At 71.2% G+C, this 13,527-nt stretch carries 14 protein-coding genes; 8 read left to right on the forward strand and 6 right to left on the reverse strand.

The genetic code is table 11. The features are described from left to right. The 3 genes from ABZ297_RS01545 to ABZ297_RS01555 all read left to right on the forward strand — a co-directional run bounded on the left by ABZ297_RS01545 (position 1) and on the right by ABZ297_RS01555 (position 5,196). Positions 1–1,287 carry a pyridoxal phosphate-dependent aminotransferase gene (locus tag ABZ297_RS01545; RefSeq protein WP_355337617.1) on the forward strand — a complete coding sequence of 429 codons (1,287 nt, stop codon included), beginning with the start codon at positions 1–3 and terminating at the stop codon, positions 1,285–1,287. 142 nt (positions 1,288–1,429) lie between these two features. Then, a complete protein-coding gene (locus tag ABZ297_RS01550) occupies positions 1,430–2,074 on the forward strand; it encodes a GNAT family protein (protein ID WP_355337620.1) in 645 nt (214 codons plus the stop codon). Between the two features lie 155 nt (positions 2,075–2,229). Beyond that, positions 2,230–5,196, forward strand: a complete 2,967-nt coding sequence (locus ABZ297_RS01555) for a BTAD domain-containing putative transcriptional regulator (protein WP_355337623.1) — start codon at positions 2,230–2,232, stop codon at positions 5,194–5,196. Between the two features lie 255 nt (positions 5,197–5,451). Here the strand turns inward: ABZ297_RS01555 and ABZ297_RS01560 are convergent, their stop codons facing one another. Further along, a complete protein-coding gene (locus ABZ297_RS01560; RefSeq protein WP_355337626.1) occupies positions 5,452–6,870 on the reverse strand; it encodes a methyltransferase in 1,419 nt (472 codons plus the stop codon). Between the two features lie 152 nt (positions 6,871–7,022). Between ABZ297_RS01560 and ABZ297_RS01565 the strand changes: the two genes are divergently transcribed. Beyond that, positions 7,023–7,325, forward strand: coding sequence for a hypothetical protein (locus tag ABZ297_RS01565; protein WP_355337629.1), 303 nt, complete (start codon positions 7,023–7,025; stop codon positions 7,323–7,325). Here the strand turns inward: ABZ297_RS01565 and ABZ297_RS01570 are convergent. The 3 genes from ABZ297_RS01570 to ABZ297_RS01580 are packed head-to-tail and all read right to left on the reverse strand — an operon-like array spanning position 7,300 to position 9,416. Further along, positions 7,300–8,274, reverse strand: a complete 975-nt coding sequence (locus ABZ297_RS01570; RefSeq protein WP_355337632.1) for an NAD(P)-dependent oxidoreductase — start codon at positions 8,272–8,274, stop codon at positions 7,300–7,302. The two genes, ABZ297_RS01565 and ABZ297_RS01570, sit on opposite strands and share 26 nt — an antisense overlap. 36 nt (positions 8,275–8,310) lie before the next feature. Beyond that, on the reverse strand, positions 8,311–8,907 hold the full coding sequence (locus ABZ297_RS01575; protein WP_355337635.1) for a TetR/AcrR family transcriptional regulator: 597 nt from the start codon (positions 8,905–8,907) through the stop codon (positions 8,311–8,313). Next, the gene (locus tag ABZ297_RS01580) at positions 8,904–9,416 is read right to left on the reverse strand and encodes a GNAT family N-acetyltransferase (protein WP_355337638.1); all 513 of its coding nucleotides are present in this window, start codon (positions 9,414–9,416) and stop codon (positions 8,904–8,906) included. The genes ABZ297_RS01575 and ABZ297_RS01580 overlap by 4 nt, the downstream gene beginning before the upstream one ends. A 60-nt stretch (positions 9,417–9,476) precedes the next feature. On the opposite strand from ABZ297_RS01580, the gene ABZ297_RS01585 reads away from it, so the two are divergent. Further along, positions 9,477–9,944, forward strand: a complete 468-nt coding sequence (locus tag ABZ297_RS01585) for a helix-turn-helix domain-containing protein (protein ID WP_355337641.1) — start codon at positions 9,477–9,479, stop codon at positions 9,942–9,944. Here ABZ297_RS01585 and ABZ297_RS01590 read toward each other — a convergent pair. Then, entirely contained in the window at positions 9,918–10,565 is a 648-nt protein-coding gene (locus ABZ297_RS01590; RefSeq protein ID WP_355337644.1) for a VC0807 family protein, read from the reverse strand. The genes ABZ297_RS01585 and ABZ297_RS01590 overlap by 27 nt on opposite strands. Positions 10,566–10,705: 140 nt before the next feature. On the opposite strand from ABZ297_RS01590, the gene ABZ297_RS01595 reads away from it, so the two are divergent. The 3 genes from ABZ297_RS01595 to ABZ297_RS01605 all read left to right on the forward strand — a co-directional run bounded on the left by ABZ297_RS01595 (position 10,706) and on the right by ABZ297_RS01605 (position 13,176). Beyond that, a complete protein-coding gene (locus ABZ297_RS01595; protein ID WP_355337647.1) occupies positions 10,706–11,572 on the forward strand; it encodes an SURF1 family cytochrome oxidase biogenesis protein in 867 nt (288 codons plus the stop codon). 10 nt (positions 11,573–11,582) lie between these two features. Further along, positions 11,583–11,825 (forward strand): tyrosine-protein phosphatase, encoded by a 243-nt coding sequence (locus ABZ297_RS01600; RefSeq protein WP_355337650.1) that lies wholly within the window; start codon positions 11,583–11,585, stop codon positions 11,823–11,825. A 154-nt stretch (positions 11,826–11,979) separates the two neighbouring features. Further along, complete coding sequence (locus tag ABZ297_RS01605) at positions 11,980–13,176, forward strand: amidohydrolase family protein (protein WP_355337653.1); 1,197 nt, start codon at positions 11,980–11,982, stop codon at positions 13,174–13,176. Here the strand turns inward: ABZ297_RS01605 and ABZ297_RS01610 are convergent. Further along, complete coding sequence (locus ABZ297_RS01610; protein WP_355337656.1) at positions 13,173–13,517, reverse strand: YkvA family protein; 345 nt, start codon at positions 13,515–13,517, stop codon at positions 13,173–13,175. The two genes, ABZ297_RS01605 and ABZ297_RS01610, sit on opposite strands and share 4 nt — an antisense overlap. Positions 13,518–13,527: the final 10 nt, after the last annotated feature.

A 13,527-nucleotide genomic window follows, 5' to 3' on the forward strand; every position in this document is an offset into this window, starting at 1 on the left:
ATGAGCGTGACTTTGTCCGCCACCCTGGCGGCGAACGAAGACATCGAACGAAGACGGCGCGCCGGGGAACGCGTGCTGCACCTCGCCTTCGGCGAGGCAGGGCTGCCCGTCCACCCGGCGCTCCGCGAAAGGCTGGCGGCCGCATCCGATCGCAACGGCTACGGGCCGGTCGCGGGGGCGTCCGGACTGCGGGCGGCGGCGGCGGGCTACTGGGCACGACGGGGGCTCATCACCGACCCCGAGTTGGTCGTCTGCGGCCCCGGCAGCAAGTCGCTGCTGTACGGCCTGCTGCTGGCGATCGGCGGCGACATCGTCCTCCCGAGGCCGAGTTGGGTCAGCTACGCGGCGCAGGCCGATCTGGTCGGCTCGCGTCCCATCCTGGTGCCCGCACCGCCGGGAGAGGGCGGCGCCCCCGACCCCGACACGGCACGCTCCGCGGTGCTCCAGGCCCGCGCGCAGGGCAGGGACGTCCGCTGCCTGCTCGTGACGCTGCCCGACAACCCCACGGGCCGCCTCGCGTCGCCGCAGACGATCCGCCGTCTGGTGGACGTCGCCCGCGAGCTGGACCTGATCATCATCTCCGACGAGATCTACCGCGACCTGCTGCACGACCCCGACCTCCCCTACACCTCCCCCGCGGACCTCGCCCCCGAGCGCACGATCATCACGACCGGCCTGAGCAAGAACCTGGCTCTCGGCGGCTGGCGGATCGGCGTGGCCAGGCTGCCGGACGGCGCGCACGCGCTGCGCAGCAGGCTGCTCGCGGTGGCCAGCGAGATCTGGTCCGCCCCTGCGGCCCCGGTGCAGGAAGCCGCCACCTACGCCTTCACCGACGCCCCTGAACTGGTCGAGCGCATCGTGCGGAGCCGGAGGCTGCACGGCGCGGTCGCCCGTGCCGTCAGGGAGAGGTTCGTCGAGATCGGCGCCTCGGTGCCCGTCCCCCAGGGCGGCTTCTACCTCTACCCGGACCTGAGCCACCTGCGGCTCGGCGGCTCGGCCGAGATCACCAGGGCGCTGCTGGAGGAGCACGGCATCGGCGTGCTGCCCGGCCACGCGTTCGGCGACGACCCCGCCGCCGCGCGGGTGCGGGTGGCCGTGAGCCTGCTGTACGGGGAGTCCGCCGAGGAGCGGATGGCCGCGCTGAACAGCGCAGACCCGCTCCAGCTGCCGTGGATCGCCGACAGTCTCGATCATCTCGCGACGGGCCTGCGACAGCTGTCGCTGCGACGGCGGAGCGCCTCGCCTGAACCGGAACTGGCGCTCGTGCCGACGGCAGTGCACGGTTAGCCGAAGTTTTACCTTCGGGGCCGGTCCCGATCTCCCGGAATCGGCCCTCTGACCTGCGGAAACGCCATACCTTCAGAAAGCTGCAAAAGTTCGCGGGCGATGCCTGGTTACACCAGTGGTGAGCAGACCCCATCATGTGCTCATGCCCGCTCTTGTCACCTTGTCCGGGCGCTTCGTGCGCCTGGAACCTCTCAGCCTCGCGGTGATCGACGAACTCGTCGCCGCGGCGAGTGAAGACCGCACCACGTATGCCTTCACTCGCGTCCCGGATGGCCGGGACGAGATGGTCTCCTACGTGGAGGCCGTGCTGGCTGAGCAGGCGGAGGGCCGCACTATGCCCTTCGCCATCCGGTGGCTGAACACCGACCGCGTGGTCGGTGCCACCCGTCTCATGAACCTGGAGTACTGGCAGGGCCCCATGCCCTGGCCTCCGGGTACGCGGGGAGCGGTGGGCGAGATCCCGTCCGTGGCCGACATCGGTTACACCTGGCTGGGCGCGTCCGCCCAGGGCTCGGGTGTGAACCGGGAGAGCAAGTTCCTGATGCTCTCGCACGCCTTCGACAGCTGGAACGTCCACCGCATCACGCTCAAAGCTGATGTACGCAACGTCCGATCACGGGCCGCCATCGAGGCTCTCGGCGCACACTTCGACGGGGTGCGACGAGCGGAAAGCCGAGGCGCCGACGACACGGTCCGAGATACGGCGTTCTACTCGATCCTGAACTCCGAATGGCCGGCCGTCCGAGAACGGCTGGCCATGAGGCTCGGTCTGGTCGAAGCAGCATAGGAACATCCGTACGGCCCCGCTCATGTCATGGGCGGGGCCTGATTCTTCGCGGCAGCTTGCCGCCGGTCGACGCTTCGGTTAACGAACTAGGTATTGGCCAGAGATGGATCTATCATTTGGTAGCAAATCGTTCCATTGCCTTGGAGACAGACGGCATGGCTGGTCAGAGCCTCGAAGGTGGGCTGCGGTTCGCCGTGCTCGGTCCCGTCCGCGCGTGGCGTGATGGCCAGGAGCTCGACCTGGGAACGCCGTTGCAGCGTTCCATTCTCGGAATGCTCCTGCTCCGCGAGGGCCGCGCGGTCACGCCGGCCGAGATGATCGACGCCGTCTGGGGCGAGGACGCGCCGCCGAGGGCGCTGGGGGCGCTGCGCACGTACGTCTCGCGGCTGCGTACCGTGCTGGAACCTGACAGGCCCGCCCGCTCCCGGCCCGAGCTGCTCACCTCTGTCGGACGTGGCTACGCGCTGCGACTGCCCGACGGCGCGCTCGACCTGACCCGCTTCGAACGCGGCATCCAGGAGGCCGAGGCCGCCCGCAAAGCCGGCAGGCCGGCCGAGGCCGCCAGGCGCATGCGCGCCGCGCTCGCGCTGTTCGAGGGCGAGCCGCTGGCGGGGGCCGTGGGCCCGTACGCGGAGCACCAGCGCGACCGGCTGGCCGAACGCCGCCTCAGCGTGCTCGAGACGCTCATGGACGTGGACCTGGAGCTGGGCGAGCACGCGGCCGTCGTCTCCGAGCTGATCGCGCTGACCGCCGACCACCCGTTGCGTGAGCGGTTGCGCGCGCAGCTCATGCTGGCCTACTACCGCTGCGGCCGTCAGGGCGACGCGCTGGCCGTGTTCACCGAGACCCGCGAGGCGCTGATCGAGGAGCTGGGCATCGAGCCCGGCCCCGAGCTGGCCGCCCTGCACCAGCGCATTCTGGCCGCCGACCCCACGCTGGCCGCCGCCGAGGTCGTGGAGGACCAGCCGGACGAGGACGAGCCGCTCCCGGAGTTCCCCCGCCCGGCCCAGCTCCCGGCCGCGGTGAACGACTTCACCGGACGCAAGGAGATCGCCGGCCGGCTGCGCACGCTGCTGTCGGCCCAGGCGTCCGCCGAGGGGCTGCCCGTGGCCGCCATCTGCGGCATAGGGGGTGTCGGCAAGACCGCCCTGGCCGTGCACGTGGCCCACTCCACCGGCGACCTGTTCCCCGACGGCCAGCTCTACGCCGACCTGCGCGGCTACACCGACGAGGCGATCTCGCCCGCCTCCGCGCTCGGCGCGTTCCTGCGGGCGCTCGGCATCCCGCCTGACATCATCCCCGAGGGCTTGTCGGAACGGTCCGCGCTCTACCGGTCGCTGCTGGCCGAGCGGCGCGTCCTCGTCCTGCTCGACAACGCCCGCGACGCCGAGCAGGTCAGCCCGCTGCTGCCGGGCTCCCCCGGCTGCGCGGCGATCGTCACCAGCCGGGTCAAGCTGGCCGACCTGCCCTCCGCCCGCCTGATCGACCTGGACGTGATGGAGCCCGACGAGGCGCTGTCGCTGTTCTCCGCCGTCGCCGGCCCCGAGCGGGTCGCGGCCGAGCACGGCGCGGCCATGGACGTCGTCGCGGCCTGCGGTTTCCTGCCGCTGGCGGTGCGGATCGTCGCGGCCAGGCTGGCGGCCCGCCCGTCGTGGACGGTGGCGTCGCTGGTGCCCAGGCTGGCCGACGAGCAGCGCCGCCTGGACGAGCTGCGGGTGGGCAACCTCGCGGTCGAGGCCACCTTCGCGCTCGGGTACGGGCAGCTGGAAGCCGCTCAGGCCCGCGCGTTCCGGCTGCTCTCGCTGCCCAACGGCCCCGACGTCTCGGCGGGGGCCGCCGCCGCCGTGCTCTCCATGACCATGTTCGAGACGGAGGACCTGCTGGAGTCGCTGGTCGACGCCAGCCTGCTGGAGGCCCCGGCGCCGGGCCGCTACCGCTTCCACGGCCTGCTCAGGCTGTTCGCCAGGCGGGAGCTGGAGAAGTCGGAACCCCCGCAGGCCCACGTGATGGCGCTGCGGCGACTGCTCGGCTTCTACCTGGCCTCCGCCCAGTCGGCGCACCGGCTGGCCTACGAGGGCAGCATGATCTCCGACAACCTCGTGGTGGTCGGCAGCGGGCTCACCTTCGGCACCGCCGACGAGGCCGTCGCCTGGCTGATCGCCGAGGGCGACTCGCTGTTCGCCGCGATCAACCAGGCCGCCGACGCGTCCAGCACGGCGGAGCAGCTCCTGCCCGCCGGCGACCTGCTGGTGGCGATGGAGCCGCTGCTGGAGTCCGGCACGCACACGCGCGAGTTCGACCACGGCACCCGGGCGGTGCTGGCGACGGCCACGCGCATCGGCGACCCGGCGAGCGAGCTGCGCGCCCGCTACGTGCTCGGCCGGGTGCTGTTCGCGGGCAACCGCCTGACCCAGGCCGAGGAGCAGTTCAGGAGGGTGCACGAGCTGTCCGTCGCGGGCGGCGAGAAGGTCGTCACGGGCGAGGTGCTGAACGCGCTGGCCGTGGTCGTGGGCAGGCAGCGCCGCCACACCGAGGCGCTGTCGTGGTTCGACGCGGCGATGGGCTTCTACCGCGAGAACGGCGTCCCGGCGGGTGAGGCGCTGGTGCTCAGCTACTCGGCCCGCGACCACCTCGGGCTCGGCCACGCCGACGACGCGATCGCCGCCGCCGAGAAGGGGCTGGCCATCTTCACCGAGATCGGCAGCGGCGCCGGCACCGCCCGCGCCCGCTACCACCTGGGCATCGTGCTCAGCCGGGTCGGCAGGCTGACGGAGGCGGTGCACCACCACGCGGAGTGCCTGGCCTTCTTCCGGGCGAGCAAGCAGCGGGTTTGGGAGCAGCGGGTGTGCTCGCGACTGGCCGAGACGTTCATCGCCGCCCAGCGCTACCCGGACGCCGTGCGTCACGCGGAGCAGGCGCTGATCGTGTCGAGGGAGATCGGCCACCCGTACGGCGAGGCGCTCTCGCTCACCGTGCTGGGCAACGCGCTCAGAGGGCTGGGCAGCGCCTCGCGGAGCACCGACTGCCTACGGCAGGCCCTGGACATCTTCACCAGGCTCGGCGCCCCCGAAGCCGCGGACCTCAGGGTCCTCCTCGACAGCGCCCAGGTCGTCGAGTCCTGAGTACAGCTCGTCGTCCAGACGTGTCATCCACACATGATTGAACAAGGCTGTCCCTTGGGAGTCACGAAAGTTCAGCCCGGCCGGCCATCTGACCGCCTCGCGTCGCTAGGGGGCCCGGTTATCGGGATGCTCCGCGCGGCGGCTAGCCGCCTCACACCGACGGCCGGCCGGGCCTGACACGAACCTCGTACCCCCCAGGCTCGTGCCGTGCTCGCTAGCCTCTCCGGTGGCTGTCAACGTCGGATCAATGCCGGATCAAAGCAGGAAATATCCTTCAGCGATGAGCGGGCGGATGGCGTCGGCGTGCAGGATGTCGCCGTCGCCGACCAGCTCGGCGATGACGTTGAGCAGCGGGCCGAGGGCCAGCTCGCCGTCGCACACGCCGGCCAGCGCGGCCTCGACGGTGCCGACCTCCCTGCTGCGGCGCAGGCCGGTGGTCTGGCGCAGCACGATCCGCATCGGGTCTTCGGCTCCCGGCAGGCCGACGCGCTCGTCGAGCAGGCCGTCGACGGTGCGCAGCAGCGCGGAGTCGAGGTTCTGGACGCGGTGGGCGGTCGCGATCGAGTCGAGGACGCCGTCGACGTACTCGCCGACCGGGAGCGCGACCTGGTGGGTGAGCTGCTCCACGCGGACGACCGGGTCGAGGGTGCCCGAGTTGCGCATGGTGATCCAGCCGAAGCCGACACCCTCCACCTTCTGCTCGTCGAACCAGCTCAGCCAGCGGTCGTAGTGCTCGGCGTAGCCGGGGGTGCCCTGCTCGGCTGCGTCTCTGAGCCACAGCTCGACGTACTCCGCGGGGTCCTGGACGTCGCGCTGGACCGCCCAGGCGTCGCAGCCGGTCTCGCTGAGCCAGCCGCCGACGCGCTCGCGCCAGTCTTCGCCCTCGACGTGCAGCCAGTTGGCCAGGAAGTGGGCCTGACCGCCGGGGGCGAGGTGGCCGGGCGTCTGGCGGACGAGGTCGCGGCAGAAGGCGTCGCCCTCGCGGCCCGTCTCGCGGTACGTCAGCGTCGAGCCCTGGCCGGGCGGCGTCACGACGAACGGGGGGTTGGAGACGACCAGGTCGAACAGCTCGCCCTCGACGGGCTCGAACATCGAGCCGACCCGAGCCTCCACACCCGAAATTTCCGACAATTTCCAGCTAAGCTCGGCCAGCTCGACGGCGCGCGGGTTCACGTCGGTGGCCACGATCTCATCCGCCCGGCCCGCCAGGTGCAGCACCTGGACCCCGCAGCCGGTGCCCAGGTCGAGCGCCCGTTGGACCGGACGACGGGTGACGAGCTGTGCCAGGTTCGCCGAAGCGCCGCCCGCACCCACCACGTGGTCGGGACGCAGGGCGCGATCGCCGGGCCGCACCTTGCGGTCGGAGACCACGTAGCCGCCGCTCTCCCAAGGCTGGAGCTGCACGGACGCCCTGACCTCGCCCCCTTCGGCGACGAGCAGGCCGGAATCGAGCACAGAGGCGAGCACCGCGGCGGGCACCGCCCCCGCCGGAACGGACACGCCCAGCCACCAGAGCCTGATCAGGGTGGCCAGCGGATCGAGGTCGGCCGTGGCGCGCAACGCCGGCACCAGCTCCTCGCGGGCGAGGGCCGAGGCCGCCATGTCGCCCAGCCTGTCGCGGACGCCGTCGATGGTGTAGCCGGTCTCCAGGAGGTGCTCGCGCAGTCGTTCCACGCGACCATCCTTTCACCGCCAGGCTATCGACATGATCGGACACTTAGAGTAATCATACTGTTACCGGAATACCCAAGTGTTCTGCAAGCGAGGGACAACCGACGCGCGATATCTCTAGTGAACCAACCCACGTCCGGATAGGAGCGGGTCCGATGCTGATCCCCTGCCTGGCCTGCGAGTCCCGCTTCATGCCCGACGAGTACTTCAGCGCCTGCTCCGACTACAACCGCGGCCTCGACCTCGTCTCCTGGACCTGCCCGAGCTGCGGCAACCGCGACGACCTGCGGGTCCTGCCCGACGAACTCGGGTTCGGCTACCCGCACCGGGGGCGCTTCGACGTCCACGACCGGGTGCGCGTGCCCGGCCTGCGCAGGCAGCGCGGCGACCTGCGGCTCGACATCTCCCTCGACACCGCCTGCTGGCGGGTGCCTACGCGGATCCGGCAACCGGCATGACGGGCGCGCAGGCGTGCGCGGGCTCCTCACCGCGCAGCAGCCGCGCGATGTCCTCCACGATCGACTCAGCGTGCTCCTCGTGGCTCTCTCCCGTGGCCTCGCCCAGATGCGGCGTGAGCACCACGTTCGGCAGCCTGGTCAGCGGATGGGCGGGGTCGAGCCACTCACCCTCGAAGTGGTCGATCCCGGCGCCACCCAGCTGCCCGTCGCGCAGCGCCTCCACCAGGGCCGTCAGGTCGTGCAGCGCGCCCCGGGCGGTGTTGAGGTAGATCGAGCCGGGGCGCATCGCGGTGAACTCGGCGGAGCCGAACAGGCCCCTGGTCTCGCCGGTCACGGGCGTGTGCAGCGAGATCACGTCCGCCTCCGCGAGGAGGGCGGGCAGGCTGTGCGCAGCCTCCTCCACGTACGGGTCGCAGGCGATGACCCGCATGCCCAGGCCCTCGCAGCGCCAGCGCACCGCCCTGCCGACCCGGCCGAGCCCGACGATGCCGAAGGTGCGCCCGCTCAGGCGCATGCCGCGGTGGCGTTGCGCGGGTGGCATCCGGCCTCGGTAACCGCGGCCCCGCCGCACCTCCCTGTCGGCCGTGACGAGGTTCCTGCTGACCGCGAACAGCAGCGCGATGGTCAGCTCGGCGACCGCCTCCGAGTCGCGGTCGGCGACGTGCAGGACGGCGACTCCGCGCTCGGCGGCCAGTTCCAGATCGACGTTGGTGGGCGCGGCCATGCTGGCGACGACCCGCACGGGAAGCGAGAGCACCGACGCGCGGACCTCGTCACCGTCGGTGACGAGCACGGTCGCGCCGGTCTCGACGACCAGGTCGGCGAGCTGCTCGTCGGTGAAGCCGACACTGGGCCGGTCGGACGCCTGGGCCAGGTCGGCGACCTCGCCCAGGCGGGCGAGCGCGCGCTCCGGCAAGATGGGCAGGACGAGTGCCCGAGGTCGTGTCACAATCGGACAGTAACACCACTCAACGTGGCCGCTTCGTCACTCCTCGCGCTGGCGGAGGCTCTGCCAGGCCGCCTCGCCCAGCCCCTTGATCTCCTCGTCGGTCGGCGTGTGGGCCCCGGCGAACCAGAGCCTGCACATCTCCTGGGCCGGGCCGAGCCACAGGACGTAGCACATGGTCGCGTGCACCGGCTGGAGCAGGCCGTTCTTCATGTGCGGCCGCCACCAGTCGGAGACCTCGCGAAAGAAGGCGCGGCGGGCCTCGGCCACCTCGGGGCCACCCGGCTCGGTCTTGCGCGGCGGGCGCTCGCTGACCAGCAGTCTGGCCCGCTCGGGGTGCTCGCCCGCCCAGCGCATGTGGAAGGCGACGACGGCCTCGATGCCGTCGCGGGCCTCCTTGTGACTGACGAGCTCGGCGAGGAACGCCTCCTGGTAGGTGGCGAGGATCTCGGCGTACAGCACGCCGAAGACGTGTTCCTTGCTGGCGAAGTGGTGGTAGAAGCTGCCGACGCTTACGCCGCTCTCCTCGCGGAGGCTGGCCAGGGTGGTGGCCGACACTCCGTCCTGGCTGAACCGGCGCAGGGCGCCCTCGATGATGCGGGTCCGGCCGTCGCGTCCGTTCCTGACACTCTTCACGCTGTCAATGGTGAGCCACCAGAACGTTGTTCCGCAAATACCGCCGCCTCCTGGAGGATAGCGGTCACCTCCACCAATCCCGAAGAGACCGTCATCCTGGCTTCCGGCCACAGCCTGCGGATCATCCCCAGCACCCGCCTGTTCTCGCCCATGACGTCCATGCCGACGGTGGTGGCCCCGCGCACGGCGGCCCTGTACAGCAACCTCTCGATCAGCCTGCGACCGAGCCCGCGCCCCTGACACTGGTCGGTGACCACTATCGCGATCTCCACGTCGGCCACACCGCCCCGGTAGCTCATGGCGTGACCGACGATCTCGCCCTCCTGGACGGCGACCAGGACGTCCCTGCGCTCGTCGGTCGCGAGCAGCGCGCGCACCAGAGCGGCGGCCGGGCAGCCGATCCCGGTGAAGAACCGCAGGGTCTGCGTGTGCAGCGAGAGCCCGGCTAGGAAGCGGCGGACGCTCTCCTCGTCGTCCGAGCTGACCGGGCGAATCTGGGTTCCGAGCATGGACTCAGCTTGCCGGTCGACGGCTGAGTCTGTCAATTGAACTCAGGTATGATAGTCGGTATGAACGTGCCTTTTCGGGTGGACAACTGCTCGATCGAGCGCACCCTGGACATCGTCGGGGAGAAGTGGACCTTCCTGGTGCTGCGCGAGGCGTTCACCGGCGTCCGCCGATTCGCCGACATGCAGGCCATGACCGGGGCGCCGCGCCAGGTCCTCAGCGCGCGGCTGGCCCGGCTGGTCGATGAGGGCCTGCTGCGCAAGCAGCCGTACCGCGAGCCGGGCCAGCGCCAGCGCTACGAGTACCGGCTGACCGACAAGGGCCGCGACCTGTACCCGCTGCTGGTGGCGCTCATGCACTGGGGTGACAGGTACCTGGCGGGTGAGCCGGGCCCGCCCGTGCTGCTGACGCACCGCGACTGCGGCGCCCCCGTCGAGCAGTACCTGCGCTGCGCGGAGGGGCACGAGGTGGCGGGGCCCCGGGAGATCACCCCGCTGCCCGGCTCAGGCGCCGCGCTGAAGAGCGCGTAGCCGACCCCGGAAGTCCGCCAGCGTCACCAGGGCGGCTCCCGACAGCAGCACCGCCACCGCCGACGTCCGGACGAGCAGGTAGGTCTGCACGGGCTGGCTGAGCAGCAGCCACAGGCTCAGCGAGCCGTTGATGAACTGCGCGCACCCCCAAATCAGCGACTGCCGGCGGAAAAATCGCTGCATGAGCGGCTTGTTCAGCACATGGTCGGGCAGCGGCACCAGATCCTCCGCCACCCGCCGCGCGAGCGGCCTGCGTAACCGCGCCGTGCTGAGGAACGCCGCGCTGGCGCAGAACACGCCCAGCGTCGGCTGCAGGAAGAAGAGCACCGGGCTGCCCGTGAGCAGTGCCAGCACCGCCCTGACCGTGACCATGCCCGCCGCCAGCAGGACGCTTCCCGGCACGGCCCGGCCCTTGACGATCCGCCAGGCCGCTCCCCCGTACACCCACGCCACCGCCACCACGACGCCGGCGGTGAACCCGCCGAGCACCAAGCCGACGTAGAACACCGCGACGGGCAGGATCATGCCCTCCAGCACCCGCGGCAGCGCGTGGCGCAACAGGCGGGCGAACCGGGGCAGCTCGAACGCGGGCGCCTCCGAGGGCGCGGCAAGCAGGGACATGAGGCCCTTGGGGTGGGGGGTCGCAGGGGGACGAACCCGACCGTACGCGATGAACCACCATTCTGGTAAGCCATTCCTCCAGATCGGGGCTGCAGGGTGGCAGATGAGGGAGCACGGGTCGCGCTGCCTACTCTTGAAGGGTGTACCGGTTCCTCCTTACGCCTCGCTGGGTCGCGCTCCACGTCGTGGTGCTGCTGGTCATCCCCGCCTTCGTGTTCCTGGGCCGGTGGCAGTTCGGACGGTTCGAGGAGCGCTCGGCCAACAGCGACCGTGTGACCGCCAACCTGGCTGCCGAGCCGGTCCCCCTCGGCACGCTGGCCGGGCCGGGCCGGCAGGTGAAGGCGGACGACCGCTTCCGCACGGTCACCGTCTCGGGCAGCTACGACACGGCGCACGGGCTGGTCGTGCGCAGGCGCCCGCAGGAGGGCAGGCCCGGCTTCTACGTGCTGACCCCGCTGGTGACAGGCGCCGGTCAGGCCGTCCTGGTGAACAGGGGCTGGGTGAAGGCGGGGGCGAGCGCCGACGCGCCGCCCGAGGTGCCCGCGCCGCCCGCAGGGCAGGTAACTGTCACCGGGCGGCTACGCCCGGGCGAGACGGAGGAGTCGAGCGGGCTCAAGGACCGCTCGGGGCTGCCCCCCGGCCAGGTGCTGCTGATCGACCCCGGCAAGATCGGCAAGGGGCTGCCGTACCAGCTCGTGGGCGGGTACGTGGAGCTGACCGGGCAGCAGCCGACGCCCGCCGCGGCGCCGGAGCCGGTGCCCGCGCCCGACGTGGGCTCGGGCGGCGGACTCAACCTGGCGTACGGCGTCCAGTGGTGGCTGTTCATCGGCGTGGCCATCGGCGGCTGGATCCTGCTCATCCGACGCGAGATCGCCGACAGAAAGGCGGAGGAAGCAGCCGAGCCGACGGAACCCGCGGAGCCGGCGGAACCCACAGAGTCCACGGAGGCGGCGGAGGCAGCGGACGGCCCCGCCGAGCGGCAGGAGGCGCATCCCACCGCGAACTAGGGTGATGAGCGTGATCCGCCACATCAAGCTCGACAAACTCTGCAATTTTCGCGACGTAGGTGGATATGCCACCGCAGACCATCGCACGGTCCGGTGGCAGCGGCTCTACCGGGCCGAGCGACTCTTCCTCGCCGACCTGGTCGCGCGGCACGGCTCGGTCGCGCGGTACTGCGCGGAGGTGCTGCGTGTGGGGTCGGGCGTCGTCGAAGGACTGCGGCGTGGTCTGCTGACTGAGCCTGCTCCAGCGGGGTAATGGATGGCTGGGTCCGCGGGGCTGAGCGGACCGTCGGCACCCCGGGGTCGCCCGCGCCCCCTCCCCGGCGATCCCGGGTCCGAAGAGGGCTTGGATACCCAACGGATACGTCGCAGCTTGTTCGACGTTATCCCGCCGTCGTACGGTTACCTGCGTGACTACGCCGCTGCTCCCCGACCCTGATCCGAGGCGGCGCGACTACGTGATCATCTCCGCCGACGATCACCTGATCGAACCTCCCGACCTCTTCGAGGACAGGTTGCCGGAGAAGTTCGCCGAGGTCGCGCCCAAGGTCGTGGAGACGGAGGCCGGTCACCAGGTGTGGCGGTACGGCGGCGCGACCTATCCCTGCGCGGGGATAGACGTCGGCGCCGGGCTGCCGCGCGAGCAGTGGACCCTCGACCCGGTCAGGTTCGAGAACATGCGTCCCGGCTGCCACGACATCGAGGCCCGCGTCGAGGACATGGATCTCGCCGGCATCTGGGCGGCGCTCTGCTTCCCGGGCATGCTGGCGGGCCAGGCGGGCATGCCGTTCGCCAGGACCCGCGACCAGGAGCTCGGCCTGGCTCTGGTCAAGGCGTGGAACGACTGGCACATCGACGTCTGGGCCGGCACCTACCCCGAGCGGATCATCGGCCTGCAGCTCCCGTGGCTCCCCGATCCCGACATCGCCGCCAAGGAGATCCGCGCCAACGCGGCCCGCGGCTTCAAGGCCGTGGTGTTCCCCGAGTTCCCGACCCGGCTGCGGCTGCCGTCGATCCACTCGGGCCACTGGGATCCGTTCTTCGCCGCCTGCGAGGAGACCGGCACGGTCGTCTGCCTGCACACGGGCGCGTCGAGCTGGTCGCCCGTCCCGTCGCCCGACACGCCGATCGAGGCGATCACCACGTTGATGCCCACCAGCGCCATGTTCGCCTGCGCCGACTGGCTCTGGTCGGGCCTGCCGCTGCGCTTCCCGTCGCTGCGCATCCTCATCGTGGAGGGCGGCGTGGGCTGGCTGCCGATGCTGGCGGCACGGGCCGACTACGCGCTCGACCACCCGGTCGCGGGCGAGGCGGAGTGGGACGGCGGGCTCAAGCCGAGCGAGGTGCTGCGCCGCAACTTCTACTTCGGCACCCTCGACGACCACGCGCTGTCAGGCGTGCGGCTCGCGGTCGGCCTCGACCACGTGCTGCAGGAGAGCGGCTACCCGCACTCCGACTCGACCTGGCCCGACACCCAGAAGTCGCTGGCCACCAACCTCGGAACGCTCCCACCGGCCGACATCGCCAGGGTCGCGTACGGCAACGCGGCCCGCCTGTTCGGCCACCCGCTGCCGTCGCGCGCCTGGCTCAGGATGGAGCAGATCTAGCCTTCGACCTGGCCGGCGATGATTTTGCGTTCCCAGTCGACGTAGCGCCCGCTCTCACCGAGCAGCGACGCGATCAGCCAGAGGAAGACGCCGAAGTCGTCGGCGAGGCCCACCAGCACGAGGAAGTCCGGGATCACGTCGACGGGTGAGACGATGTAGACCACGCCGAGCGCGAGCAGCGCCAGCTTGCCCTTGCCCATGCCGTCGTACTGGCCGCGCATCACCGCGCCGATCATGCGGGGGATGGCCCGCACCCTGCTCAGCACGCCAGGTGTGCCTGGCTTGGTCACTTCGCGGTACGTCTTCCACGCCGCCGCCGCCCGTGCTGACTTCGCCATCATGAGCACCCCT

It is taken from the genome of Nonomuraea sp. NPDC005983 (genome assembly GCF_040614375.1).
In the GTDB taxonomy this organism is placed as follows: domain Bacteria; phylum Actinomycetota; class Actinomycetes; order Streptosporangiales; family Streptosporangiaceae; genus Nonomuraea.